Here is a 24,874-nt window from a genome sequence, read left to right as displayed (position 1 = left end):
CAGTCTAATAACCACATAACAGAATGAAATTTGTACTTTTTACTTCTCTCATTATAAATGCCATTTTGCTACTTTACGTGTAGGCAAGAGGGATATACTCTTATGAGTATAATTAATCTATATAGCTTATAATTATAGATAAAAGATATTTAGCTGTTATTTCAGCAGATTTTTGTTAAAATAATTAGCAAAATAGTAACAACTTAGTTATTCATTTGCCTCATTCTATCGATTCAAATAATTTTGATGGAATGATTTCAGGCACAAAACCCGAAATAGATAGTTTAAAGGAGTACGCAATGTCTTTCGAATTACCAAAATTACCTTATGCGTTAGATGCTCTTGAACCACACATCTCTAAAGAAACTTTAGAATATCACTACGGCAAACACCACCAAACCTATGTAACTAATTTAAATAACCTAGTTAAAGGTACTGATTTAGAAAGTAAATCTTTAGAAGAAATCATCAAGTCTACTGATGGTGGTGTTTTCAATAACGCTGCACAAGTATGGAACCACACTTTCTACTGGAACTGCTTAGCACCAAATGCAGGTGGCGCACCAACAGGTAAAATTGCTGAAGCTATCAACAAAGCATTTGGCTCTTTTGAAGAATTCAAAAAGCAATTTAATGATGCTGCAGCAAAAAACTTCGGTTCAGGTTGGACTTGGTTAGTTAAAAAAGCTGACGGTTCAGTTGCGATTGTTAACACATCAAATGCTGCAACACCTGTTTCAGGCACAGACAAACCTCTGTTAACTGTAGACGTATGGGAACATGCTTACTATATCGACTACCGCAATGCACGCGTTAAATATTTAGAAGAGTTCTGGGCATTGGTTAACTGGTCATTTGTTGAAGCTAACCTTGCTTAATTTAGTGTGATAATCGAAGGTGAATGAGTAAAATTCATTTTTGATGACATAATAACAAAGGGCCTTGAGCCCTTTGTTATATTCAGTATTCGATAATCTATTACTTAAATTAATCGAGTACTTATTAAAACATGATTAGAAAAGCAGAGTAGAAAAAATAACAATCATAACCAGCGCTGCTATTGCTGTACTCAAACCAAATTTCAGATCCGTATCCATCTATTCTCCCTCAAAATGATTATAATACACATAATTAACCATAACCTTGTCATGGTTAATTATTATTACATATCAGAATTTGTTAAAATAGCGACTAGTGCACAATTTATAACATTGATTAATACTTTCACTTTTGAGCTAGATCATACAAAATTCACAGCTAATCGCTAAATTATTGCCAGTGTTTGCCCTATGTATGACTATACTGGCAGTTAAACCATAAAATTAGATAAAAGAGACCAATGAAGGTCAGGAGTTTTCCACACCATGGCAACAATAAAAGACGTGGCAAAACGCGCAGGCGTATCAACCACGACTGTTTCTCATGTGATCAACAAAACCCGTTTTGTTGCTGAGAACACACGAGCAGCAGTTTGGGCCGCTATAAAAGAATTAAATTATTCGCCAAGTGCCGTTGCGCGTAGCTTAAAAGTCAATCACACAAAATCTATAGGCCTGTTAGCCACGTCCAGTGAAGCTCCTTACTTTGCTGAAGTGATTGAAGCAGTTGAAAATAGTTGTTATAGCAAAGGCTATACCCTGATTTTATGTAACTCACATAACAATCTTGATAAGCAAAAAGCGTATTTAGCCATGCTGGCACAAAAACGTGTTGATGGATTATTAGTCATGTGTTCTGAATATCCCGATCACCTTCTGACTCTTTTAGAAGGCTATCGTAATATTCCAATGGTTGTCATGGATTGGGGCAAAGCGCGTGGTGACTTTACAGATACCATTATCGATAACGCTTTCCATGGTGGTTATATCGCAGGTCGTTACCTTATTGAGCGAGGTCATCGTGATATTGGTATTATCCCTGGTCCATTAGAACGGAATACAGGTGGTGGTCGCTTACAAGGTTTCTTAAAAGCCATGGAAGAAGCAAAAATCACAGTAAAAGATGAATGGATTGTACAAGGTGACTTTGAACCAGAATCTGGTTATAAAGCTATGTACCAAATGCTAAATCAAAAACATCGCCCTACTGCTGTTTTTTGTGGTGGTGATGTCATGGCAATGGGCGCAATTTGCGCTGCAGATGAACTTGGTCTGCGTGTTCCTTTAGATATTTCCATTGTGGGTTACGACAATATTCGCAATGCACGTTATTTTACACCAGCGCTAACAACCGTCCATCAGCCAAAAGAGCGTTTAGGTCAAATGGCATTATCAATGTTGCTTGATCGCATCGTCAATAAACGCGAAGACGCCCAAACAATCGAAGTTCATCCGCGATTAGTTGAGCGCCGTTCAGTTGCCGATGGCCCTTTTATCGACTACCGCCGTTAATTCTTATTTATCCACTTATCTGATTTCTAGCGAAGCCATTCCTCATTTAAGGTTTGGCTATCTCCAAGATAATCTAACAACCATGTCAAAGCAGGCGATTCACTTTTATCGACCCACGTCAGGCAGCATGGGCTGTCTGGCAATGGCTGTGCCAGTTGTAAAGTAACCAGTGTACCTTGTTCAATTAAAGGTTCAGCACGGTGCCAAGGTACCATTCCTACGCATAATCCAGCTAATAAGCATTCAAGCCCCATATCCCATGTCGGTACAACCATTCTACGTTGATTATTTAGCGCCCATGTGTCACGCTTTGGTAAACTACGTGATGTATCTTCTAAGCATAAACTTGGATAAGGTCGCATTTCATCATCCGTTAGTGGATGTTGTGCTTTCGCTAAAGGGTGATCAACATGACAAACACAACGCCAAGGCATAAATCCCATATCTCGAAAACTATAACGTTCACCAATGGGTGAAGCTCTTGTTGCACCAATAGCTAAATCGACACGACCATTAACTAAAGAATCCCATACACCATTAAACACTTCAGGGTAGACATACAGTTCAATATCCGGAAAATGACGGTAGAAATCGAGAATAAGTTGTTGTGTTCTTTCAGGTTTAACAATGCCATCAACGGCTATACTGAATTGACCACGCCATCCATTAGAAACTTGTTGACAAAGATGCCGAGTGTCATTCATTTTTTTGATAACAGATCGTGCTTCTTTGATGAAAATTTTACCTGCATCGGTTAATTCTACATCACGGTGACGACGCTCAAACAGAGGAACAGCAAGCCATTCCTCTAGTTGCCTAACAGTATAACTAACGGCGGATGGCACTCTGTGCAATTCTTGAGCAGCCGAGCTAAAACTTCCTGTTCTTGCGACTGCATCAACAACTTCTAAAGAGTATTCTGACCACATAGAGTTTATTCCTTTGAAAATTTTTCACAGCATTAACCAAATATTCCCGTTTCACAAGTAAAATAGGTCTTAGTTACAATACATAAAATGTTCTACATTACATAGCATAGAAAATAAAATGAATTCTAAAACTTCCACACAATCAAAAACACCTATGAGCTTTATGGTGTACCTAGCAGGTTTGAGTATGCTAGGTTACTTAGCTATTGATATGTACTTACCTGCGTTTGGTATGATGCAACGTGAACTCTCTATCAGCGAAGGTGCTATTAGTAATAGCTTAAGTATCTTTTTATTTGGCTTTGCTGTTGCTCAATTACTTTGGGGACCACTTTCAGACAAAGTCGGTCGAAAACCTATTCTTCTGGTTGGTTTAAGCCTTTTCTCTTTAGGCTGTCTTGGTATGCTGTGGGTCGAAAGTGCAACTGGCTTACTTGCTATGCGCTTCCTACAAGCTTTCGGCGTCTGCTCTGCAGCTGTTATTTGGCAAGCTCTTGTCATCGACCGTTTTGATGAATCTCGCGCTCAGCGCGTTTTTGCGTTAATTATGCCACTGGTTGCATTATCACCAGCACTTGCGCCTTTAATCGGTGCATCATTATTAAACCACGGTGGCTGGCGTATGATTTTTATGCTGTTAATGGCAGTAACATTAGTTCTGATGTTACCGACGTTAATGCTAAAAAACATTAAACAAAAATCCGTCACAGATGCAAACCAATCTTCTGCTTCATTTATGACTTTATTAAAATCCCCGCTCTACACTGGTAACGTATTAGTTTACGCGTCTTGTAGTGCAGGTTTCTTTGCTTGGTTAGCTGGCTCCCCCATCATTCTTGAAAAGATGGGCTACTCTCCGCAGGATATCGGTTTAAGTTATATTCCACAGACTATTGCATTTATGGTGGGTGGTTATGGTTGTCGCATTTTACTGTCAAAAATGACAGGTAAAACGCTACTACCACTGTTATTAATTGGTTATGCTGTCAGTATGACTGCGTTATACCTTGTTGCTAAATTTACTGAACCGACATTAACAACTATTTTAATTCCGTTCTGTATTATGGCTGCAATGAATGGCGCATCGTATCCAATTGCAGTATCTAATGCTTTGTCTGCTTATCCTGAAATTAGCGGTAAAGCGGCTGCATTACAAAATGCACTTCAACTTGGCCTTTGTAGTCTAGCTAGCTTTATTGTATCTGCATTTATCAGCCAGCATCCCCTGATTAACACTACTGCAATTATGGCGTTAACAGCGATCCCAATGGCAGTTGGCTACTTTATTCAGCGTAATAAATCTGTTACCAAACACACAGTTCAAGCAACTGAATAATCCCCCCTCTATTTTAAGAGAATTCTCAAAACGGCTATTTTATAAAAAATGGCCGATTTATTTTATAGAGAAAAATAATTCACATATCTATACTTACTCTAAACGCTTAACAGCGCTTTATCTATTTTCCTTTCGGATTTTGAGGCATTAAACAAATTATTAGCTGATTATGTGAGATTAGTTGTCTTATTAATTCTATCCGTTCAATTCATATTGAACACAATACTATTTTAATAATATCTATCTACGCACATTCTTTCTTAGTTTATGTCTCTAAACCCGCTTAGTTTACGCCGGAGAGTTTATGAGTACATCTTGTGTAGAAGAAGGCCGAAAGACCTCCAATGATCCTTATAAAAGGATTGCTATCGAACTATTAACCCATGCTGATATTCGCGTTAATGGTTCAGAACCTTATGATATTCAGGTTCATAATCAAAATTTTTATAAAAGAGTATTACAGCAAGGTTCGCTTGGACTCGGTGAAAGCTATATGGATGGCTGGTGGGATTGTGAACGACTGGATATATTTTTTCATAAAGTTTTACGTGCAGGCCTTGAAAACAAGCTTCCCAAAAATCTACATGATATTTTCAGAATTGCGACAGCACGCCTTTTCAATTTACAAACACAAAAACGAGCATGGATGGTAGGTAAAGAACATTACGATCTCGGTAATGATTTATTTATCGCCATGCTTGATCCTAATATGCAATATTCCTGTGGATACTGGAAACAGGCCGATAATCTTGCCCAAGCCCAAGAACATAAATTAGATTTAATTTGCCGAAAATTAGATCTAAAACCTGGAATGACCTTACTAGATATTGGCTGTGGTTGGGGAGGACTTTCTGCTTATGCGGCAAAACATTTTGGTGTTTCTGTCACTGGGGTTACCATTTCTATTGAACAACAGAAATTGGCACAAGAACGATGCCAAGGACTTGATGTTAATATTATTTTAGAAGACTACCGCGATTTACATGAACAATTTGATCGTATCGTTTCAGTCGGTATGTTTGAGCATGTAGGACCTAAAAACTATGAAACCTATTTTGATGTAGCTCGCCGTAACTTAAAGGAAGAAGGCCTATTTTTATTACACACTATCGGCTCTAACCAAGATAAAGTGAATGTAGATAGTTGGATTAGTAAATATATATTTCCTAATGGTTGTTTACCCTCAATTCAAAAAATTGCAAATGCGATAGATGGTAAGTTCGTCATGGAAGATTGGCACAATTTCGGTGCTGATTACGATAAAACCTTAATGGCATGGTATCAACGATTTTTAGCCTGCTGGCCAGATATTGAGTCAAATTATACACCGCGTTTTAAACGCATGTTTAGCTATTACCTAAATGCGTGTGCAGGTGCATTTAGAGCTAGAGATATTCAATTATGGCAAATCATGTTAAGCCCTAAAGGACATATTGGTGGCTTACAAATTCCACGTTGATTTTTCTTAAAAAGAAAAAGCCAGTTTATTGATTAAACTGGCTTTTTTAGTGCCATTTTTAGCGCAACACATTAATAGTTAATTATGTGTTTCATTCCTTATTTTCATTTTGTTCGGTTGCCACTAATAAAGCTTTCTGCTGTGCCATAACGCGTTCTACCGTATCGACAATCGCCTGAGTTTGCGGATCAAGTTCAATATTGACCTTGTCACCAAGACGTTTACAACCTAATGTTGTTCTATCACGCGTTTCAGGAATCAAATGTACACAAAAACGGTTATTAACCACATCGCCAACAGTTAAGCTGATCCCATCAATACCGATAAAACCTTTGTGTAAAATATATTTCATTAATGCTTTATCAAAAATACGGAACCAGATTTGTAAGTTATTCTCTGACGTAATAATTTTGGCGACTTCAGCCGTTGTCACAATATGACCAGACATCACATGCCCACCAATTTCATCACCATATTTAGCCGCTCGCTCAATATTTACTTCAGAGCCGACTTTTAATTCACCAAGGTTAGTTAAACGTAATGTCTCTTTCACTAAATCAAAGCTAATATGTGTACCTTCAATTTTAGTAACCGTTAAACAGCAACCATTATTTGCAACAGAAGCACCTGTTTCTAAATTGCTGACTAACTCGTTGGGTAATTCAATGATATGGGTACGAAAATCGCCTTTATCTTCGATAGCAATAACCCGCCCTTTTCCCTGAACAATACCTGTAAACATCTTACATCTCCTTGGGTCGATAAACTGGTAAACTCAATTTAGGTTTTATGCTATTCAGGATAACATAGCTCGGATTAATCCAAAGGAACAATTACCGTATTTATTCCTTATTGATTATTACCGTTCAATATAGCGTAAAAACCCCTAATAAATTATCAAAATTCTGTGTTTAAAAAGCCTAACTTCTTTCGTTGCTAATTAAACTTTTATCATTAGAATAAGCGGTCTTGAGGATCTCTTTACGTCATTTTAACAACGCGACGTTTGTTCTCTCCCTTTCTCGTTTTCTTATAATAAATAAAGGTGTATGCGTGCAGAAGTATATAAAAGAAGCGCGTAGCTTACTTGCTCTCGGTATCCCCGTTATCATCGCGCAATTTTCCCAAACAGCAATGGGAGTGGTTGATACTGTCATGGCGGGTGCTGTAAATGCCACAGAGATGTCGGCAGTCGCAGTAGGTACGTCTATTTGGTTACCAACGATTTTATTAGGTCAAGGCATATTAATGGCTTTAACACCAATCGTTGCACAATTAAATGGTTCAGGACAACGAAAACACATTGCTAATCGTACACAGCAAGGTTTTTGGCTCGCCACTTTCTTATCAATCATGGTAATTGCTATTCTTTATAACTGCCGTTTTATTATTGAAGCGCAACATGATATCGAGCCCGAATTAGCCGAAAAGGCCATTGGATTTATACATGCCATTATGTGGGGTGCCCCTGGTTGCCTCTATTATCAGGTACTGAGAAGTCAATGTGAGGGATTATCGAAAACAAAACCTGGCATGATCATTGGTTTTATTGGATTATTGATTAATATCCCTGTTAACTATGCCTTTATTTACGGTAAGTTTGGTGCACCACAATTAGGGGGAATTGGTTGCGGTGTTGCAACAGCCTCTGTATTCTGGGCGATGTTCTTAATGATGCGTTATTACGTGCGTCGAGCACCGACACAACGTGACGTTATGCCAAAGAAACGTTTAGTAAGTCCTGATTTCCACACGATAAAACGTATTACAATTTTAGGCTTACCCGTTGGCCTAGCCTTATTCTTTGAGGTAACACTATTTGCCGTTGTTGCATTATTAGTTTCACCTTTAGGTGTTACTGCAGTTGCAAGTCACCAGATAGCACTTAACTTTAGCTCCCTGATGTTTATGTTCCCGCTTTCATTGGGAATAGCAGCAACAATCCGTGTTGGTCATAACTTAGGTCAACGATCTACAGAACAAGCCCGTACTTCAGCGATTACAGCACTTGCTGTTGGGTTAATGTTGGCAAGTTGTACCGCGATTTTCTCTATCATCTTTAGAGAAAAAATTGCATTAATGTATAACGATAATATTGAAGTGGTAACATTAGCGTCTCATCTTATGTTATTCGCTGCGCTTTATCAGTTATCAGACTCTGTGCAAGTCATTGGTTCTGGTGTATTACGTGGCTATAAAGATACCCGTTCTATCTTTTTCATTACTTTTATTGCCTACTGGGTAATTGGATTGCCTTCTGGTTATATATTAGGACGTACTAATTACTTTGTTGAAGCAATGGGGCCAGCTGGTTTCTGGATCGGCTTTATTCTAGGTTTAACTGCCTCAGCAATTATGATGGGTTCCCGTATTTGGTGGATCCAGCGTCAATCTGATGAAGTGGTGTTATTACGCTCAGAGCGTTAAAGAAAAACGGTTATTTAGGCAAAGGAACGACACAAATATCAACAAATAGCTTTAAATACGAGCAGTTGAATATAATTTTGTGTTTTTCCTCTTGCCAGAATCGAATCATCTCGTTAATATTCGTCCCCGTTGTCACCTAATAGATAATGCGTCCATAGCTCAGTTGGTTAGAGCACCACCTTGACATGGTGGGGGTCGGTGGTTCGAGTCCACTTGGACGCACCATTTATTTTTCGACAACATCTCAATACAGTGCGTCCATAGCTCAGTTGGTTAGAGCACCACCTTGACATGGTGGGGGTCGGTGGTTCGAGTCCACTTGGACGCACCATTTATTTTTCGACAACATCTCAATACAGTGCGTCCATAGCTCAGTTGGTTAGAGCACCACCTTGACATGGTGGGGGTCGGTGGTTCGAGTCCACTTGGACGCACCATTTATTTTTCGACAACATCTCAATACAGTGCGTCCATAGCTCAGTTGGTTAGAGCACCACCTTGACATGGTGGGGGTCGGTGGTTCGAGTCCACTTGGACGCACCATTTCTCTTTCTCTATATTCTTATTTTTACTTATCTTACTACCCTACAAAACCATTAATTTAGCTTGCAATATTTTATTGCGCAACAAAATGCTTAAAAAACAAGCAGTCAGCACTGTATTTTGATTATATCACTGAAATTTACCTTTTTTCGATTTTCTTCATAGAAATTAACCTCTATAATACGAAACATAAATTTGTTGAAAGGTTTCAGCGTGTTGATTTACGGGCATCTTTAGAAAACAGAACAAATGAATCATGATAGACTATAATGAAAGATGTCTGCCAACCTTTGATACAAAATAGTGACAAGATTTTTATGATGTTGCTGAATCATTAACATGTTGCGCAACTTATCTATTAGAGGTGAGTTTGTACATCCTGTTTTGCAACGCTGATACTGTTAATAGAAAACAGCGACATTAATCCTTATTCATCCATTACAATACAACCATTAAATAGACTGCCATGAAAAAGACAAAAATTGTTTGCACCATCGGGCCAAAAACCGAATCTGAAGAAAAACTGAATCAATTACTAGACGCAGGCATGAACGTAATGCGTCTAAACTTCTCTCACGGTGACTATGAAGAGCATGGCAACCGTATTAAAAACCTGCGTAACATTTGCGCTAAAACTGGCAAAAAAGCCGCTATCTTATTAGATACTAAAGGACCAGAAATCCGTACCATCAAATTAGAAGGTGGTAATGATGTGACTTTAGTTGCTGGTCAAACTTTCACTTTTACTACAGACAAAACTGTTGTTGGTAACAAAGACCGCGTTGCCGTCACTTATGAAGGTTTCGCTAAAGATTTAACTGTTGGTAACACCGTTTTAGTTGATGATGGTCTTATCGGCATGAAAGTAACTGCTGTAACTGATACAGAAGTTGTTTGTGAAGTTTTAAATAACGGTGATCTAGGTGAAAACAAAGGTGTTAACTTACCTGGCGTTTCTATTGGTTTACCTGCATTAGCTGAAAAAGATAAACAAGACCTCATCTTTGGTTGCGAACAAGGCGTTGATTTCGTTGCTGCATCATTTATTCGTAAGCGTTCTGACGTTGAAGAGATGCGTGCTCACTTAAAAGCACATGGTGGCGAAAACATTATGATCATCTCAAAAATTGAAAACCAAGAAGGTTTAAACAATTTTGATGAAATCTTAGAAGCCTCTGACGGTATCATGGTTGCTCGTGGTGACTTAGGTGTTGAGATCCCTGTTGAAGAAGTTATCTTCGCACAAAAAATGATGATCGAAAAATGTAACGCTGCGCGTAAAGTGGTTATCACTGCGACGCAAATGTTAGATTCCATGATCAAAAATCCACGCCCTACTCGTGCTGAAGCTGGTGACGTTGCAAATGCTATCTTAGATGGTACTGATGCTGTTATGTTGTCAGGTGAAAGTGCGAAAGGTAAATACCCGGTAGAAGCTGTGACTATCATGGCAACTATTTGTGATCGTACAGACCGTATCATGCAATCTCGTCTTGATTACAAACAAACAGCGGCGAAATTACGCGTAACAGAAGCAGTGTGTCGTGGTGCCGTAGAAATGGCTGAAAACTTAGATGCACCTCTGATTGTTGTTGCAACTTTCGGTGGTAAATCAGCTCGTTCTATCCGTAAATATTTCCCAACCGCACCAATCTTAGCATTAACAAACAACGAAGAAACAGCTCGTCAGTTACTATTAGTTAAAGGTGTAACAACACAATTAGTTAACGAAATCGCTTCTACTGACGACTTCTACCGTATTGGTAAAGAAGCAGCATTAGCAAGTGGTTTAGCTCACGCTGGTGAGCGTGTTGTTATGGTTACTGGTGCCCTAGTTGATAGCGGTACAACAAATACTTCATCTGTTCACGTTCTGTAAATTTAATAGTACGTCAATAGCTCAAACGCCACGGTTATCGTGGCGTTTTTTCTTTTCTTCCTATATTTTCTTCTATTCTGCTAATTTTTCCTCTCTTATTGTCCTCATTTCTTCTATGCTTTTAATAAACTATTTTATTAATGTAAGTGAAATAAGGATGTAAAATGTCTGATGACACAATAAATACCCATGCTTTTGCTTGTACTACCCTTGCTATTAAAGATAAGAAAAATCGCATTTATCATGGTAGAACAATGGAGTTTTCAGTCGATAAACCTGCCTCAATATTTGCATATTATCCTAAAGCTCATACCTTCCAACAAAATGCCCCCGATGGTACCCCCGGGTTAAAATATGCCGTTAAATACCCTTTTATCGCCATTACAGCGCCAATTAATTTAGAAGGAACAAAAGATGTACTTGAAGGAGTCAATACAGAAGGACTCTCTTTTAGCTTGAACATGCTTCCTGATTCAAAACTCGATGACATTAGCCCTGAAAACTACGCAACTTCAGTGCCTATAGCAGCAATTGGTGAATGGGCTTTAGCACAATACGCAACCGTTGAAGAATTAAAACAAAACATCCCTAAAACGGCATTTTGGTCACAAAAGTTATTTCTATTACACAATTTACCCAGCCCTTTCCATTATGCTTTTTATGATAAAACGGGAGCCTGCATTGTTGTTGAAGTTTCAGAAGGGAAATTGCATATTTATGATAATCCGACTTATTGCATGACCAATGGTCCATTATTTCCATGGCATCTGACCAACTTAAATAATTATACTCATCTTTCTAATATTAATATTTCCACCAGCACACTGGGACATATTAAGGTAAAACAACCGGATAGTGGAATTGCGTTAGCAACATTGCCAAGCTCTGATACTTCTGTTGATAGATTTATTCGTGCTGTCTATTACACAACGTATTATCACCAAGTTTTTGATCAGGACACACAACTTGTTGAATTGGCTCATATTATGAACCGTTTTGATCGCCCTAAAAATTCTACAATCGATCCTTTACTGGGTCATAACACATTAAAAGCACTTCATACCAGTGAATTTTCAGTATGGACAACACTCACCGATTTAGAACGAGGAATACTCTTCTTTAGAGGGTATAACGATCTTAATTTCCAAAAATTTACACTTGAATCGTTTAAAAATGAGGTAGAACCTATCTTCATAAAAGTAAATTTAGGTGGCGCTTTATAGCGATAAAGATAAGTAACAATAAAACAATACAGATAAAATGTTTTTCTATCAGACTATTATGAATAAAAATCTTTTGTGAAATAACACGCATTTTTTGTACTGAAAATTTGCGTTTTAGGTGTTATTTTTCCTATTGTTCAACTAATGGGTTCAGTAGAATGCGGTAAATAAATCCAGCATTTTCCTATATATGTGCCATACTTATTAATGGTTTCATATAAATGCTACTTGTTCCTTTACACAAACTAATAATAGAGGTTGTAACTATGAAAGCGAAACTTGTACTAGGTGCGGTAATTCTGGCTTCAGGCTTATTAGCAGGTTGTTCTTCTAGTAATAATGCACAATTAGATCAAATCTCTTCTGATGTAAGCCGTCTGAATACTCAAGTTCAGCAACTAAGTGGTGATGTACAATCTGCTCGCGCTGAAGCTAAATCAGCTTACGACGAAGCAGCTCGTGCAAATCAGCGTTTAGATAACCAAGTCACTACTTATAAAAAGTAATTTAACTCACTGATAAGCTCAAAAGCTTTAGATAAGCATTAATCACAAAGCCCTAACATTGTTAGGGCTTTGGTTTTAAAAGGTTATTAATTATTGTGAAGTTTATCGATACCCAGAGCTTTTATACGTTCCTTTAAATTAAGATTCGTAGCTAAATGTAAGTTGTATTTGATATTTTTATCAGCTTGAATAGATATCTGACTAAATGTATCCCTAATTTTATCAACATTTTTTTGTTGAGCTATTGTTAGTACAGAATACTCCATATCACTTACTTTTTTGAGTTCATTCTCTAGAATATTAAACAGCTCAGTCACTGACTTTGAAGATTTTGTGTAGGATACTCTAGAGCTAGCCATATCAGGCAAAACCTCTATTCCAATTAACTCATATTTCCTAGATCCATCTTTGGGAATGACTCGTTGAAGGATCTCATTGCACATTAATTGAATATTTTCACTTTTTAGCTTTTTATCTCCAACTAAAAACGTTTTGCCGCTATTTTTCACCTGAGATAAATTATTAAATAGCCTCTCTAAACCTCCCCCCACGCTAACGTTAGAAGTGATATTGTTATTTCCCTTTATCAAATGTTCATTACTAGATGAAACTCTCATTAAAATACCTTACTATTAATAGAAAACATTTTGATAGTAAGGCATTTTTAACGCTATTGATTTTATAAAGAAGTCTTTTGTTATTTTTGTGAAACTCAAAACAAAACAGGTGCCTGAAGCACCTATTTTATTTTTGATCATATCATCCAAACTGACTAGTAAGCTGTAACCTCTACAGGAATGCCAGATCGTCGAATAAGCTCTGCATCAACTTTATCTTTATTGACTTTGCCACTTTCATACCAAGCATTAAATTGCTTCGTAAATGTAAAAGGCATGGTTTGCGGATCGTCATCTTCATTGCGTGATAGTGGTTGATGAACTTCAATAAATTGTCTACCGTCTGCAGTTTCAGTAAATTTAATCGGTTTATTGATAACCTGAACTCGACTTCCTTTAGGCACTACATTAAATAATGTCTCAATATCATTTGGTCTTAAACGGATACAGCCAGAACTCACTCTTAAGCCAATACCAAAATCAGCATTAGTACCATGAATAAGGTATTCACCTCGACTATGTGCCAATCTTAAGGCATATGCTCCCATTGGATTTTCAGGACCAGCAGGAACAACAGCCGGTAGTGTGATCCCTTTAGCCGCATAGTTTTTGCGAATATTCGCCGTCGGTGTCCAAGTTGGATCTTTAATTAATTGAGATATAGATGTCACCATTTCAGGTGTTTCTCGCCCTAATTGACCAATACCAATAGGGTAAACATCAACTGTACCCCCTTCTTTGGGGTAATAATAAAGGCGTAATTCTGCAAGATTGATTACAATACCTTTTCGTACTGTGTCAGGCAAAATCATCTGTAATGGAATAGTTAATGTTTTACCCGCATCAGGTAAAAGAGGATCAATACCAGGATTGGCTTCCATCATATTGAGCAATCCCACTTGGTATTCGGACGCAATAGCTTCTAGTGAGCGTTTATCATCGGGAACTATATATGAAAAATTTTCACCAATAATACGCTGGTCATCAGCAGGTAGTAGATATTCTGTCGCATAAGATAAGTGACTACTCATCCCTAACAGCGATACCCCCAAAAGAGTTAACCATTTTTTCATCGTTTATCCCGTGTGTTAGAAATAAAATAAACTGACTATTATGATGATAACATTATCATTGTTATGCTTTCATATAATAAGTCAGTTTAGAACATTAATGCGGGATCAGGTAACATTTATGCTACAGCGTATTCTGAAAAGCGCTTAATGAGCGTCGTAACCATCGCATGTAACCCCTGCGTACGAGAAGGTGTTAAGTGGCTTTCTAATGCTAATGATGAAAAATAATGTTTTACATCCGTCGCTAAAGCTTGCTCAATTGTTTTACCTTGAAATAAGATAATGACTAAAGCAACAAGCCCTTTCACAATACCTGCATCACTATCGCCAGCCAGTACCAATTGTTTATTCTCATCAAGAGAAACCGCAATCCATACTTGGCTTTGGCAACCTTCAATAAAGTTAGCTGAAATGCGCTGTTCATCTGTTAGCGACGGAAGACGCTCACCTAATTCCATCATATAAAGATAACGCTGTTCCCAATCTTGGCAACGAGAAAAATTGCGTAATAGTTTTGCTTCATCTGGCAAATTAGCAACTGCCATGAATAACCTCTTTTTTTAATCATTAACCTAATAACATTTCAACACGTAATAGCGCATTAACCAATGCATCGATATCACTTTTATTGGTATATAAGCCAAGAGATGCACGACACATTGCAGGAACTTGGTAATAATCCATAATTGGCATCGCACAATGATGCCCTGTACGAATAGCAATACCATAATTATCAAGAAATGCGCCAACATCATAAGCGTGATGTTTACCTAAATTAAACGCTATCACACCTTGTCGAGAATCATTGCCATAAAGTGTTAAAGATTTTACTTTTTGCAACTGTTCTTGGGCATACTTCATTATATGATTTTCATACTCAGCAATATTATTCATGCCTAATTGTGAAAGATAATCTAATGCAGCACCTAAACCAATCATTCCCACTATATTCGGTGTTCCTGCCTCAAAGCGCCAAGGTGCATCAACATAGGTAATATCACCATTAATGTGAACATGCTTTATCATCGCGCCACCGCCTTCCCAAGGCGGTAATTCATCCAGTATCTCTTTTTTACCATACAACAAGCCAATACCAGTAGGTCCATAAAGTTTATGGCCGCTACAAACAAAAAAGTCACAATCAAGTTGTGAAACATTAATTGTCTGATGCATTACACTTTGAGCACCATCAACCAATATATGTAACTCCCCTCCTTGCTCAATAGCATATTGGCGAGCATCACGAATAATTTGAACGATAGGATTCACTGTGCCCAATACATTTGATTGATGTGTAAGGCTGAGTAATTTGGTTCTTTTGTCGATTAAGCGAGGTAATTGAGCTAAATCGAGTGTACCATCTTGTAATAGCGGTAATACACGAACATTAAAGCCATACTGTTTTGCCAACATATACCAAGGAACAATATTTGCGTGATGTTCCATTTCCGTAATGATGATATTGTCACCATCATTTAAAAATCGTTGGCTATAAACATTTGCGAGTAAGTTGATCCCTTCCGTTGTTCCCTTAACAAAAATAATCTCTTCTTCGCTATGGGCTCCTAAAAAATGACTGGCTTTTTTACGGACATTTTCAACTAATGTTGTCGCATTTGCACTTAACGTATGAATGCCGCGGTGAACCGCGGCATACTGTGTTAAGGCAAATTGCTTTTCATGTTCAATGACGCAAGCCGGTTTCTGAGCACTTGCGGCACTATCGAGATAAATCAATGGTTTTCCTTTTACTTGTTGTAAAAGAATTGGAAAATCATCTCGCGCTTTTTCAATGGAATGCGTCATAATGCCTTATTTTATACCTCTAATAAGCGCTGATTAATTCTGTCTAATACCTGCGCCTTGATCACACTATTTTCTAGCGATTCAGTTAATTCAGCCGCAAATGCATGGATGATCATTTTACGGGCGTCATTTAAAGCAATACCGCGTGAACGCAAATAAAATAGTTGTTCATCATCAATTCGCCCTACAGTGGCACCATGACTACATTTCACATCATCAGCATAGATCTCAAGCTGTGGTTTAGTATCGATTTGCGCTTTTTCACCCAGCAACAGATTGTTATTAGTCATTTGACCATCTGTTTTTAATGCCTGAGGTGTCACGGTGATCATCCCGTTAAATACGGCTTTCCCTGCATCCATCGCAATACTTTTATGCAGTTGACGACTCTGGCAATTTTTTTCACCATGAACCAACCATGTACGGGTATCCGCTATTTCGCCTGCTTTAGGTAATACAACGCTATTCATCGAAAGCGCTGTATTTTCACCTTTTAGTGCCGAGCTCGTGTGATGACGACTAAGTTTAGCGCCTAATAAAAATGCATAACTATTGACTCTAGCATCACGACCTATCATCAGATCGTTATGAGCAAAATGCTGACTTACGCTATTCTCAAAACTTAATTTGATATGGTTAAACGAGGCATTATCACCAATCGTTGCGGTTAATCTTGCCCCTGTAAAATGACGATTTTCGTTGTTACTGCTAATATAGTGCTCTACCACTTGCATCTGAGTATTCGCACCAACATCAAGGTGAAAACGATAATTTGCACTATTTACCTCTGTGCCTTGCTCCCCTTGAGTAATATTGAGGATATAAAGTGGTTTATCCGCAATAACACCTGATTTCAGGGTAATAAGCAAAGGATGTGGCGCTAAACTTTCCACTAAATGCAAGAAAATTTCACCATTTACTGCTTTGGGTAATTCACTTTGGTTATCAAGTAAAGTGACTTGATAAGGGCCAAAGTCTTTGCTGCTTTCTATCGGTGAAAATGTGCCATTCACCATAACAATACGGTAGCAATCAAAAGATAATGCGTGTTTGGCCATTAAACTTTGCACATCAAAAGGTGGCAACTGTTGATAGTGCTGGCTTAACGTCTCTTCTAATGGCGTATAATGCCAATCTTCATGGCGGAAAACAGGGAAACCGACTTTCTCGACTTGCAACCAATGATTACGAGCATTGAGATTATCGTCACCTTTACGTTGATGATATAACGCTGAAAACATCTTTAGTGCTTGTTGATTACGCAGTTCAACTTGGCGCTGTTTTTCACGCTTTTCATTGAGGGTCAATAAGCCAGCCATAACCTTGTTCCTCCAATTTTTGCGCCAATGAAAAATCACCTGATTTAATGATTTTTCCCTGATAAAGCACATGTACAAAATCAGGTTTAATATAATCAAGAATACGTTGGTAGTGTGTTACAACAATAAAAGCACGTTTGCCATCACGCAAACTGTTAACACCATTAGAAACGATTTTTAATGCATCGATATCAAGGCCTGAATCCGTTTCATCTAAAATACATAATTCAGGCTCTAATGCAGCCATTTGCAAAATATCGTTACGTTTTTTCTCACCACCAGAAAATCCCACATTAACTGAACGTGTTAATAAATCTTGTGGCATATCCAATAATTTGATTTTATCTTCAATAAAATCTTCAAAATCAAAGCGATCTAGTGGCGCTTGACCACGATATTCTCTCACCGCATTCACTGAAGATTGTAAGAAAAATTGATTGCTGACACCGGGTATTTCAACAGGATATTGAAACGCCATAAAAATACCTTCACCTGCGCGTTCTTCCGGTTCTAATTCTAATAAATCTTTATTTTTAAAGGTGATTGAACCTTCATCAACTTCATATTCATCACGACCAGCAAGTGTTGCCGATAAGGTACTTTTACCCGAACCATTTGGCCCCATAATTGCGTGAACTTCACCTGCACGAACTTGCAAATCTAATCCTTTAAGGATCTCATTGCCTTCAACACTGACATGTAAATCTTTAATCTCTAACATAATATATGCCTTCGGTATTTTTATACTCAGAATTTGGTTAATAATCGTTAACCGACGCTATGCTCTAAGCTGATTGCTAATAATTTTTGTGCTTCCACAGCAAATTCCAGCGGTAATTCTGAGAACACATCTTTACAAAATCCGTTTACAATCATTGAGATTGCATCATCTTCACTTAACCCACGTTGACGACAATAGAACAATTGGTCCTCACCAATACGTGACGTTGTCGCTTCGTGTTCAAGCTGCGCTGAGTTATTCATTACCTCAACGTAAGGGAAAGTATGCGCACCACACTGCGTACCAATTAACATGGAATCACATTGGGTAAAGTTACGAGCATTTTGCGCACCAGGGAGTACTTTTACGAGTCCACGATAACTGTTTTGACTTTTACCCGCAGAAATACCTTTAGAGATAATGGTTGATTTGGTATTTTTGCCGATATGGATCATCTTAGTACCTGTATCTGCTTGTTGGTTGCCATTCGTTAAAGCAACCGAGAAAAATTCAGCAGTCGAATTATCTCCTTTTAAAATCACACTTGGATATTTCCAGGTGATCGCAGAACCTGTTTCTGATTGTGTCCATGACATTTTGGCATTTTCGCCTTCGCAGATAGCCCGTTTAGTCACAAAATTAAGAATACCGCCTTCACTATCGCCACCAGAGAACCAGTTCTGTACAGTCGAGTATTTTACTTCGGCATCTTTATGGATAATGACTTCAACCACAGCAGCATGAAGCTGATAACTATCACGAACAGGTGCTGAACAGCCTTCAATATAACTGACATAACTGCCTTCATCTGCAACCAGAATAGTTCGTTCAAATTGACCTGTTTGAGCCGCATTAATACGAAAATAAGTCGATAATTCCATTGGGCAACGAACCCCTTTGGGAATATAGACAAAAGTACCATCAGATGCGACCGCAGCGTTTAGTGCAGCAAAGTAGTTATCATGGCTTGATACAACGGTGCCTAAATATTGGCGCACTAAATCAGGATATTCTTGAATAGCTTCGCTAAATGAACAAAAAATAATGCCATGTTCAGCGAGCTCTTCGCGATATGTTGTAGAAACAGAAACCGAGTCAAAAATGGCATCAACAGCAACGGCTTGCCCTTCTCTTACAGGCACACCAAGTTGGTTAAAGGCATCTTCAACTTCTTGGGTTAAATAATCTTGCGAGGCTTGTTTATCACTCACTACCGCCTCATTTGTGCCACCAGCGCAACTACCATTGGCACAACATGAACTGCAAGATGGCGCTGAATAATAGCTATAATCTTGATAATTAAGTGATGGATAATCTGCTTTTAACCAATGAGGCTCTTCCATTTCTAACCAATGGCGATAAGCATCTAAACGAAATTCCAGCATCCACTCTGGTTCATTTCTTTTTGCCGATATTGCACGGACAACCGCTTCATTTAATCCTTTTTCTAAGGTATCGGTTGAGATATCAGTATAAAAACCTTCTTTATAGTGATGATCGCTTAACCATCCCTGAACTTCATCACCAATTTCAACATTGCTCTGAGACATAATCTAACTTCACTATGTTATACCCCGAAGCTCTCACCACATCCGCAGACGTTTTGAGCTTTAGGATTATTAAATTTAAACATTTGATTAAGTCCTTCACGAACATAATCAACAACCAACCCATCGATAAATGGCATTGCTTTTAATGAAACAAAAAGTTTTGCTCCATTATGTTCATAAACAAGATCATCGTCATTTGGGGCAGTAGCGAGTTCAATAACATAACCATACCCCGTACAACCAGAGGGTTTAATACTTAAGGAAAGCCCTTGTTTTTCAGGATTTTTCTCAATTAAATGGCAAATATGCTTTGCCGCACTATCCGTTAATACAATGCCTTGCCAAGCTGTGTCATTAAGAGAAAAAGTTTCAACGTTGTTTGTCATTTCTGACCTCATTTCGAAAGGAGATTGATATCTTTCCTGACACTAATGGTAATGATAACCCTTATCACTTCAACCATGTCTTTTGAAAGGATATTCTATATATGTGTATTTTTTGTTCTATTTTTGCAGTTTTTATGTTAATAAATAATGTTAACATTATGTAATATAACACTTTTATGTTTGTCGATTACAAAAAATAAAACTTTTAATTTTTCTTATATTTCGCACAATACGCATATAAGTTGCAATATAAATGCACTTTATATGTTATCACTGAAATTTAGAGAAAAAAGCATAAAAATGTATTTTTACATACAGCTTACTAGCTCCATTTACATTTATTTCTATGCTTATAATAAGGGACAAGATAGCACCACTTATGTGGTGACCTCTTATTGGATTGTGTGCTCTTCGAACTTATTTACTAATAGTGATGGTTTGGATATATTTATTTGTACATTCAAGGGATTGACTATTTTTTTGCTTGTTTGATTGGCTATTGAAGTTACTAATCAATTGCAGTTGCCATACTCGATTCGTTTTAATATCAGCTGCTAAAACCCCTTCATAACTCACATTTTCTTTTGCATATTTTCCTTCAAAAAAGACATGTCGACTTTCCACGCTTGGGATAGTCAATGTTTTTATTGATGTGGATATTTCATTCATGCCATCTATTATCGCAATATTATCAACGATGCCTTGTGCTCCTGCATCCACATCGTAACTCATTGCATCGTTCATTTTAAAATAAACCAAACGAACCTCTGCCAAATCACAAATAGGTTCTGATTTATAAACCATCATTTCTGTTGTGACATCCTGAACATTATCTGGTAATGATTTAAAATAATTTTCAGTATCTTCTCTGCTCATTGTAAATGAAGTGGGATAAGCTATATTAAAGCCAGAAACAGTTTGTACTGGAATATTACTTATATCGTTACTCGTTTTAGAGGTAGAATTATTATCACATCCACTGATTAATAAACCTGCAATTAATAATACTGTGGTGTTGAATTTAGAAATAGTTAACATTATTGATCGTCTTATCTTTTATTATGAAGATAATGATTATCATTAAAAATAAAATCTAAATAAAGAAATAATTTTATTTTCTCTCTCTATTTTTATTCTTTTTGATATTATCTATAAATGTAAAAAAACGCACAAAGCGAGTATTTCACTTTGTGCATATGTCTTTTATTCCTTAAGAAATAACAGATGTTGTTAATCTGGAAATACACACTTGACGACCTTCATCATCAAATATTTCTATTGACCAGACTTGGTGTGAACGTCCTAAATGAATAGGTTTGCATACACCTCTTACCTTACCTTCTCTCGCTGAACGAATATGATTCGCATTGATTTCTAGCCCAACAATCTTTTGTTCACCTTCAGTACAAAGATAACCCGCAACAGAACCTAATGTTTCAGCTAAAACAACAGAAGCACCACCATGTAAAAGTCCTAAAGGCTGCTTAGTACGATGGTCAACAGGCATTGTTCCTTCAAGATAATCATCTCCAAGACATGTTAATTCAATGCCCAAATGGCTCATCATATTATTTTGTCCGATATGATTAAGATGCTCAATTGTCGTTTCACGTTTCCATATCATGGCATAATCTCCAAAAGTGCCTGTAGTGGGTGTTTTAACTCAATATTATCAATACGTTTCACCTGACTACGACAAGAATAACCAGTACTTAAACAACGCATTGTTGGTAATGTTTTTAATGCATTACCCCATGAGAGTTGATAAATTCCCAACGAGTTTTCGTAATTATTTAGTTCATGTCCATAAGTACCTGCCATTCCACAACATCCAGTGCTCACAAATTCGAGTTGCTGCCCATAACGTTGGAAAATAGCCTGCCACTGTTTCATACTTTGTGGTAGCGCCGTCACTTCTGTACAATGCCCGAAAAGATACCATTTTTCGGCATCATCACGAACAGCTATTGGCTCAGATACCAATTGACTTAACCATTCATGAACAAGTTGAACATTGAAATCCCCACGCTTATCACCCAGTATTTCACGATATTCATCGCGATAACAAAGTACTAATGCAGGATCAACTCCCACCATAGGGATGCCTAATTTTGCAACACGATTAAGCATGATTGACGTTTTTTGCGCCGTTTTACTAAATTGCTGTAAAAAACCTTTAATATGTTGCGCTTTACCATTAGGTGAAAATGGCAACAAGACAGGTTTAAACCCAATCTTTTCAATTAGCTTGATAAAATCGGCAACCACTTTTGCATCGTAATAACTGGTGAAAGGATCTTGTACCACCAGCACATGATGACTACGTTGCTTTTCTGATAAATGTTCTAAATCTTCTAGCGTCATATCTAACGCGTTGTGCCCAGCCAATTGCTGTCTCAATGTAGGTGATGACAGCAAAGGTAAATCGACCATCCCTATCGTGTGCTTACTTAATGTTTGCACCAGCGGTTGTTTCATAAAAAAATTAAAGAATCTAGGTGCTTTCGCCATAATCGGCGTTGTTAATTCAACATTAGCGACAATATGATCTTTTAACGGACGTAAATAACGCTGGTGATAAAGCTCAGTAAACTTAGAACGAAACGATGGTACATCAATTTTAATCGGACATTGTGTTGAACAAGCTTTACAAGCCAAACAACCATTCATAGCCTCTTTAACTTCATGAGAAAAGTCATATTCACCACGTTTGGCTTTCCAAGTATTACGTGTTTTCTCAATTAAACCTCTTAAGCTAGGTTTATTATTTTCAAGGCTAGATCTAAGTTGTTTTGGGCTAACGCCTTGCTCTGTTAATAAGCGCAGCCACTCTCTTACGAGTGCAGCTCGTCCTTTAGGAGAATGAATGCGTTGTCCGCTAATTTTCATTGAAGGACACATTGGGCTTTTGGCATCAAAGTTAAAGCAAAGTCCATTACCATTACAATCTAATGCACCTTTGAAATCTTGACGCACAGATAAAGGAATTGTGCGGTCAAAGGTACCTCGTTTGATCGCATCAACTTGCTTCATCGGCTCATCGACCGCTAAAGGTGGACATATTTTCCCAGGATTTAATCTATTTCGAGGATCGAACACCGTTTTGATTTGACGCAGCTCATGATAGAGTGTTTCTCCGAAAAATTCGGGGCTATATTGCGCTCTAAAGCCTTTTCCATGCTCACCCCAGAGTAACCCACCATATTTGGCTGTTAACGTGACAATGTCGTCTGAGATAGATTTCATCAATAGTTCTTGTTGTGGATCGCACATATCAAGAGCAGGTCTTACGTGTAATACACCAGCATCAACATGGCCAAACATGCCATAATTGAGCTGATGGCTGTCAAGCAATGCTCTAAATTCTGTAATATAATCAGCAAGATGCTCTGGTGGTACACAGGTATCCTCGACAAAAGGAATTGGCTTTGCTTGCCCTTTAGCGTTACCTAATAAACCAACCGCTTTTTTGCGCATGGCATAAATACGGTTAATATCCGCCAAATCTTCGCAGACTTGATAACCGATCACACCACCCTGACCCTCTTTCATTAATGAATCTAAGCGCTGGCATAATGATGCAACTTGTGAAGTGATAAGATTTTTATCATCACCCGCAAATTCAACAATATTAAGGCCTTGCATATCTTTATCAGGTATGTCAGTAATCAACTCTTTAACGGAGTGCCAAACAATATCTTCACGAGCGAGATTTAATACTTTGGAATCAACAGTTTCAACAGACAGTGCATTTGCTTTAACTAAAAAAGGCGCATTACGTAATGCTGAGTCAAAAGAGTCGTATTTCACGTTGACTAAGCTACGCTGTTTAGGAATTGGTGTGATATCAAGTGTCGCTTCAGTAATAAAAGCTAACGTTCCTTCAGAGCCGGTTAAAATTCTCGTTAAATCAAATCGTTTCATGTCATCACTAAAGACATGACGCAAATCATACCCGGTTAAAAAGCGATTTAATTTCGGGAATTTTTCAAGAATAAGCTTTCGTTGCTCTTTGCAACGGGATAAAACGGTACGATAAACTTTACCGATTGCAGAACTCTCTTGGGCAATATTTTCTGCTAGTGCGGTATCCATAGCTCGTGTTTCAAGCAGTTCACCACCTAACAAAACCGCCCTAACACCAAGAACGTGATCAGAGGTTTTACCATAAACCATCGAACCTTGCCCTGATGCATCGGTATTAATCATTCCACCTAATGTAGCGCGGTTACTGGTAGAAAGTTCTGGTGCAAAAAAGAAGCCGTAAGGTTTTAAAAAGAGATTAAGTTCATCTTTTATCACTCCTGCTTCCACTTTCACCCAACGTTCTTCTGGATTTATCTCAATGATGCGTTTCATATAGCGAGATAAATCGACAACGATACCATCTGTTAAAGCCTGCCCATTGGTACCTGTTCCTCCTCCTCTTGGAGTCAGGGAGAGCGAATGAAATCGAGGTTCATCAACTAAGCGAGCAATAATAGTTACATCAGCTGTTGAGCGAGGAAAAACAACCGCCTGAGGTAATAACTGGTAAATACTATTATCTGTTGCCATAGTGAGTCTATCAGCATAACTACTGGAGATATCACCGGTGAAACCGTTTTTTCGAAGAGTATCAAGAAATTCTGTTGTGAGTTCACTGACTTGCGGTGCTTGCGATATACGTGGGATCATTTGTTATAGCTCTTTAATCTAATAGTCCACATT

At 37.9% G+C, this 24,874-nt stretch carries 22 protein-coding genes and 4 tRNA genes; 12 read left to right on the top strand and 14 right to left on the bottom strand.

The features are described 5' to 3' along the window. The first annotated feature begins 299 nt into the window (after window positions 1–299). A complete protein-coding gene (gene sodB / locus DK858_RS10260) occupies window positions 300–878 on the top strand; it encodes a superoxide dismutase [Fe] (RefSeq protein ID WP_109397307.1) in 579 nt (192 codons plus the stop codon). A gap of 135 nt (window positions 879–1,013) precedes the next feature. On the opposite strand, the gene cydH is transcribed toward sodB, so the two are convergent. Continuing rightward, window positions 1,014–1,097, bottom strand: coding sequence for a cytochrome bd-I oxidase subunit CydH (gene cydH / locus DK858_RS18505; RefSeq protein ID WP_109397306.1), 84 nt, complete (start codon window positions 1,095–1,097; stop codon window positions 1,014–1,016). 267 nt (window positions 1,098–1,364) lie between these two features. Here cydH and purR point away from each other — a divergent pair, with 267 nt between their 5' ends. Next, window positions 1,365–2,390: an HTH-type transcriptional repressor PurR gene (gene purR / locus DK858_RS10250; protein WP_075673235.1), complete on the top strand. Its 1,026-nt coding sequence runs from the start codon at window positions 1,365–1,367 to the stop codon at window positions 2,388–2,390. Window positions 2,391–2,416: 26 nt separating this feature from the next. Here purR and punR read toward each other — a convergent pair whose 3' ends face one another. Next, the gene (punR, locus tag DK858_RS10245) at window positions 2,417–3,319 is read right to left on the bottom strand and encodes a DNA-binding transcriptional activator PunR (RefSeq protein WP_109397305.1); all 903 of its coding nucleotides are present in this window, start codon (window positions 3,317–3,319) and stop codon (window positions 2,417–2,419) included. Between the two features lie 118 nt (window positions 3,320–3,437). Between punR and punC the strand changes: the two genes are divergently transcribed. Together punC and cfa are read left to right on the top strand one after the other, a co-directional pair. Next, window positions 3,438–4,655, top strand: a complete 1,218-nt coding sequence (gene punC / locus DK858_RS10240) for a purine nucleoside transporter PunC (RefSeq protein WP_109397304.1) — start codon at window positions 3,438–3,440, stop codon at window positions 4,653–4,655. A 304-nt stretch (window positions 4,656–4,959) separates the two neighbouring features. Next, on the top strand, window positions 4,960–6,114 hold the full coding sequence (cfa, locus tag DK858_RS10235; RefSeq protein WP_109397303.1) for a cyclopropane fatty acyl phospholipid synthase: 1,155 nt from the start codon (window positions 4,960–4,962) through the stop codon (window positions 6,112–6,114). Between the two features lie 91 nt (window positions 6,115–6,205). Here cfa and DK858_RS10230 read toward each other — a convergent pair whose 3' ends face one another. Then, window positions 6,206–6,856, bottom strand: coding sequence for a riboflavin synthase subunit alpha (locus DK858_RS10230; RefSeq protein WP_109397302.1), 651 nt, complete (start codon window positions 6,854–6,856; stop codon window positions 6,206–6,208). Window positions 6,857–7,167: 311 nt separating this feature from the next. Between DK858_RS10230 and DK858_RS10225 the strand changes: the two genes are divergently transcribed. The 8 genes from DK858_RS10225 (at window position 7,168) to DK858_RS10190 (ending at window position 12,692) form a co-directional block, all read left to right on the top strand. Further along, complete coding sequence (locus DK858_RS10225; protein WP_109397301.1) at window positions 7,168–8,541, top strand: MATE family efflux transporter; 1,374 nt, start codon at window positions 7,168–7,170, stop codon at window positions 8,539–8,541. 148 nt (window positions 8,542–8,689) lie between these two features. Next, window positions 8,690–8,766: transfer RNA gene (locus DK858_RS10220), tRNA-Val, on the top strand. Window positions 8,767–8,795: 29 nt separating this feature from the next. Further along, a tRNA-Val gene (locus DK858_RS10215) sits at window positions 8,796–8,872 on the top strand. 29 nt (window positions 8,873–8,901) lie between these two features. Beyond that, window positions 8,902–8,978, top strand: a tRNA-Val gene (locus DK858_RS10210). A gap of 29 nt (window positions 8,979–9,007) precedes the next feature. Continuing rightward, a tRNA-Val gene (locus DK858_RS10205) sits at window positions 9,008–9,084 on the top strand. A 466-nt stretch (window positions 9,085–9,550) separates the two neighbouring features. Next, window positions 9,551–10,963, top strand: a complete 1,413-nt coding sequence (gene pykF / locus DK858_RS10200; RefSeq protein ID WP_109397300.1) for a pyruvate kinase PykF — start codon at window positions 9,551–9,553, stop codon at window positions 10,961–10,963. Between the two features lie 164 nt (window positions 10,964–11,127). Further along, window positions 11,128–12,186 carry a linear amide C-N hydrolase gene (locus DK858_RS10195; RefSeq protein ID WP_109397299.1) on the top strand — a complete coding sequence of 353 codons (1,059 nt, stop codon included), beginning with the start codon at window positions 11,128–11,130 and terminating at the stop codon, window positions 12,184–12,186. A gap of 266 nt (window positions 12,187–12,452) precedes the next feature. Then, window positions 12,453–12,692 (top strand): Lpp/OprI family alanine-zipper lipoprotein, encoded by a 240-nt coding sequence (locus DK858_RS10190; RefSeq protein ID WP_036913221.1) that lies wholly within the window; start codon window positions 12,453–12,455, stop codon window positions 12,690–12,692. Between the two features lie 86 nt (window positions 12,693–12,778). Here DK858_RS10190 and DK858_RS10185 read toward each other — a convergent pair whose 3' ends face one another. From DK858_RS10185 to ydiJ, 11 genes are all read right to left on the bottom strand, one after another. Further along, window positions 12,779–13,309 carry a hypothetical protein gene (locus tag DK858_RS10185; RefSeq protein ID WP_109397298.1) on the bottom strand — a complete coding sequence of 177 codons (531 nt, stop codon included), beginning with the start codon at window positions 13,307–13,309 and terminating at the stop codon, window positions 12,779–12,781. A 155-nt stretch (window positions 13,310–13,464) separates the two neighbouring features. Continuing rightward, a complete protein-coding gene (locus DK858_RS10180) occupies window positions 13,465–14,382 on the bottom strand; it encodes a L,D-transpeptidase family protein (RefSeq protein ID WP_109397297.1) in 918 nt (305 codons plus the stop codon). A gap of 116 nt (window positions 14,383–14,498) precedes the next feature. Next, the gene (gene sufE, locus DK858_RS10175; protein ID WP_109397296.1) at window positions 14,499–14,927 is read right to left on the bottom strand and encodes a cysteine desulfuration protein SufE; all 429 of its coding nucleotides are present in this window, start codon (window positions 14,925–14,927) and stop codon (window positions 14,499–14,501) included. Window positions 14,928–14,949: 22 nt separating this feature from the next. Further along, window positions 14,950–16,188, bottom strand: coding sequence for a cysteine desulfurase SufS (gene sufS, locus DK858_RS10170; RefSeq protein ID WP_194294838.1), 1,239 nt, complete (start codon window positions 16,186–16,188; stop codon window positions 14,950–14,952). Window positions 16,189–16,199: 11 nt separating this feature from the next. After that, window positions 16,200–17,507 carry a Fe-S cluster assembly protein SufD gene (gene sufD, locus DK858_RS10165; protein WP_109397294.1) on the bottom strand — a complete coding sequence of 436 codons (1,308 nt, stop codon included), beginning with the start codon at window positions 17,505–17,507 and terminating at the stop codon, window positions 16,200–16,202. Continuing rightward, on the bottom strand, window positions 17,482–18,228 hold the full coding sequence (sufC, locus tag DK858_RS10160) for a Fe-S cluster assembly ATPase SufC (RefSeq protein ID WP_109397293.1): 747 nt from the start codon (window positions 18,226–18,228) through the stop codon (window positions 17,482–17,484). The genes sufD and sufC overlap by 26 nt, the downstream gene beginning before the upstream one ends. A 47-nt stretch (window positions 18,229–18,275) precedes the next feature. Next, complete coding sequence (gene sufB, locus DK858_RS10155; protein ID WP_109397292.1) at window positions 18,276–19,778, bottom strand: Fe-S cluster assembly protein SufB; 1,503 nt, start codon at window positions 19,776–19,778, stop codon at window positions 18,276–18,278. Between the two features lie 17 nt (window positions 19,779–19,795). Further along, complete coding sequence (sufA, locus tag DK858_RS10150; RefSeq protein WP_109397291.1) at window positions 19,796–20,164, bottom strand: Fe-S cluster assembly scaffold SufA; 369 nt, start codon at window positions 20,162–20,164, stop codon at window positions 19,796–19,798. 417 nt (window positions 20,165–20,581) lie between these two features. After that, window positions 20,582–21,202, bottom strand: coding sequence for a hypothetical protein (locus DK858_RS10145; protein WP_109397290.1), 621 nt, complete (start codon window positions 21,200–21,202; stop codon window positions 20,582–20,584). Window positions 21,203–21,374: 172 nt separating this feature from the next. Further along, on the bottom strand, window positions 21,375–21,788 hold the full coding sequence (gene menI, locus DK858_RS10140) for a 1,4-dihydroxy-2-naphthoyl-CoA hydrolase (RefSeq protein WP_006537067.1): 414 nt from the start codon (window positions 21,786–21,788) through the stop codon (window positions 21,375–21,377). Next, a complete protein-coding gene (ydiJ, locus tag DK858_RS10135; RefSeq protein ID WP_109397289.1) occupies window positions 21,785–24,841 on the bottom strand; it encodes a D-2-hydroxyglutarate dehydrogenase YdiJ in 3,057 nt (1,018 codons plus the stop codon). Before ydiJ ends, menI begins: the two co-directional genes overlap by 4 nt. Window positions 24,842–24,874: the final 33 nt, after the last annotated feature.

This window comes from Proteus faecis (assembly GCF_003144395.1).
Classification (GTDB): domain Bacteria; phylum Pseudomonadota; class Gammaproteobacteria; order Enterobacterales; family Enterobacteriaceae; genus Proteus; species Proteus faecis.
This window is presented reverse-complemented; position numbering and strand designations above follow the sequence as displayed.

Excerpts from the sequence above, each read along its gene's own strand:
- sufD (WP_109397294.1), bottom strand. The coding sequence starts at position 17,507 with ATGGCTGGCTTATTGACCCTCAATGAAAAGCGTGAAAAACAGCGCCAA.
- sufA (WP_109397291.1), bottom strand. The coding sequence starts at position 20,164 with ATGACAAACAACGTTGAAACTTTTTCTCTTAATGACACAGCTTGGCAA.
- DK858_RS10190 (WP_036913221.1), top strand. The coding sequence starts at position 12,453 with ATGAAAGCGAAACTTGTACTAGGTGCGGTAATTCTGGCTTCAGGCTTA.
- punC (WP_109397304.1), top strand. The coding sequence starts at position 3,438 with ATGAATTCTAAAACTTCCACACAATCAAAAACACCTATGAGCTTTATG.
- cydH (WP_109397306.1), bottom strand. The coding sequence starts at position 1,097 with ATGGATACGGATCTGAAATTTGGTTTGAGTACAGCAATAGCAGCGCTG.
- DK858_RS10230 (WP_109397302.1), bottom strand. The coding sequence starts at position 6,856 with ATGTTTACAGGTATTGTTCAGGGAAAAGGGCGGGTTATTGCTATCGAA.
- sufE (WP_109397296.1), bottom strand. The coding sequence starts at position 14,927 with ATGGCAGTTGCTAATTTGCCAGATGAAGCAAAACTATTACGCAATTTT.
- DK858_RS10180 (WP_109397297.1), bottom strand. The coding sequence starts at position 14,382 with ATGAAAAAATGGTTAACTCTTTTGGGGGTATCGCTGTTAGGGATGAGT.
- punR (WP_109397305.1), bottom strand. The coding sequence starts at position 3,319 with ATGTGGTCAGAATACTCTTTAGAAGTTGTTGATGCAGTCGCAAGAACA.
- sodB (WP_109397307.1), top strand. The coding sequence starts at position 300 with ATGTCTTTCGAATTACCAAAATTACCTTATGCGTTAGATGCTCTTGAA.
- purR (WP_075673235.1), top strand. The coding sequence starts at position 1,365 with ATGGCAACAATAAAAGACGTGGCAAAACGCGCAGGCGTATCAACCACG.
- sufS (WP_194294838.1), bottom strand. The coding sequence starts at position 16,188 with ATGACGCATTCCATTGAAAAAGCGCGAGATGATTTTCCAATTCTTTTA.
- DK858_RS10185 (WP_109397298.1), bottom strand. The coding sequence starts at position 13,309 with ATGAGAGTTTCATCTAGTAATGAACATTTGATAAAGGGAAATAACAAT.
- menI (WP_006537067.1), bottom strand. The coding sequence starts at position 21,788 with ATGATATGGAAACGTGAAACGACAATTGAGCATCTTAATCATATCGGA.
- sufC (WP_109397293.1), bottom strand. The coding sequence starts at position 18,228 with ATGTTAGAGATTAAAGATTTACATGTCAGTGTTGAAGGCAATGAGATC.
- ydiJ (WP_109397289.1), bottom strand. The coding sequence starts at position 24,841 with ATGATCCCACGTATATCGCAAGCACCGCAAGTCAGTGAACTCACAACA.
- cfa (WP_109397303.1), top strand. The coding sequence starts at position 4,960 with ATGAGTACATCTTGTGTAGAAGAAGGCCGAAAGACCTCCAATGATCCT.
- DK858_RS10145 (WP_109397290.1), bottom strand. The coding sequence starts at position 21,202 with ATGTTAACTATTTCTAAATTCAACACCACAGTATTATTAATTGCAGGT.
- sufB (WP_109397292.1), bottom strand. The coding sequence starts at position 19,778 with ATGTCTCAGAGCAATGTTGAAATTGGTGATGAAGTTCAGGGATGGTTA.
- DK858_RS10195 (WP_109397299.1), top strand. The coding sequence starts at position 11,128 with ATGTCTGATGACACAATAAATACCCATGCTTTTGCTTGTACTACCCTT.
- pykF (WP_109397300.1), top strand. The coding sequence starts at position 9,551 with ATGAAAAAGACAAAAATTGTTTGCACCATCGGGCCAAAAACCGAATCT.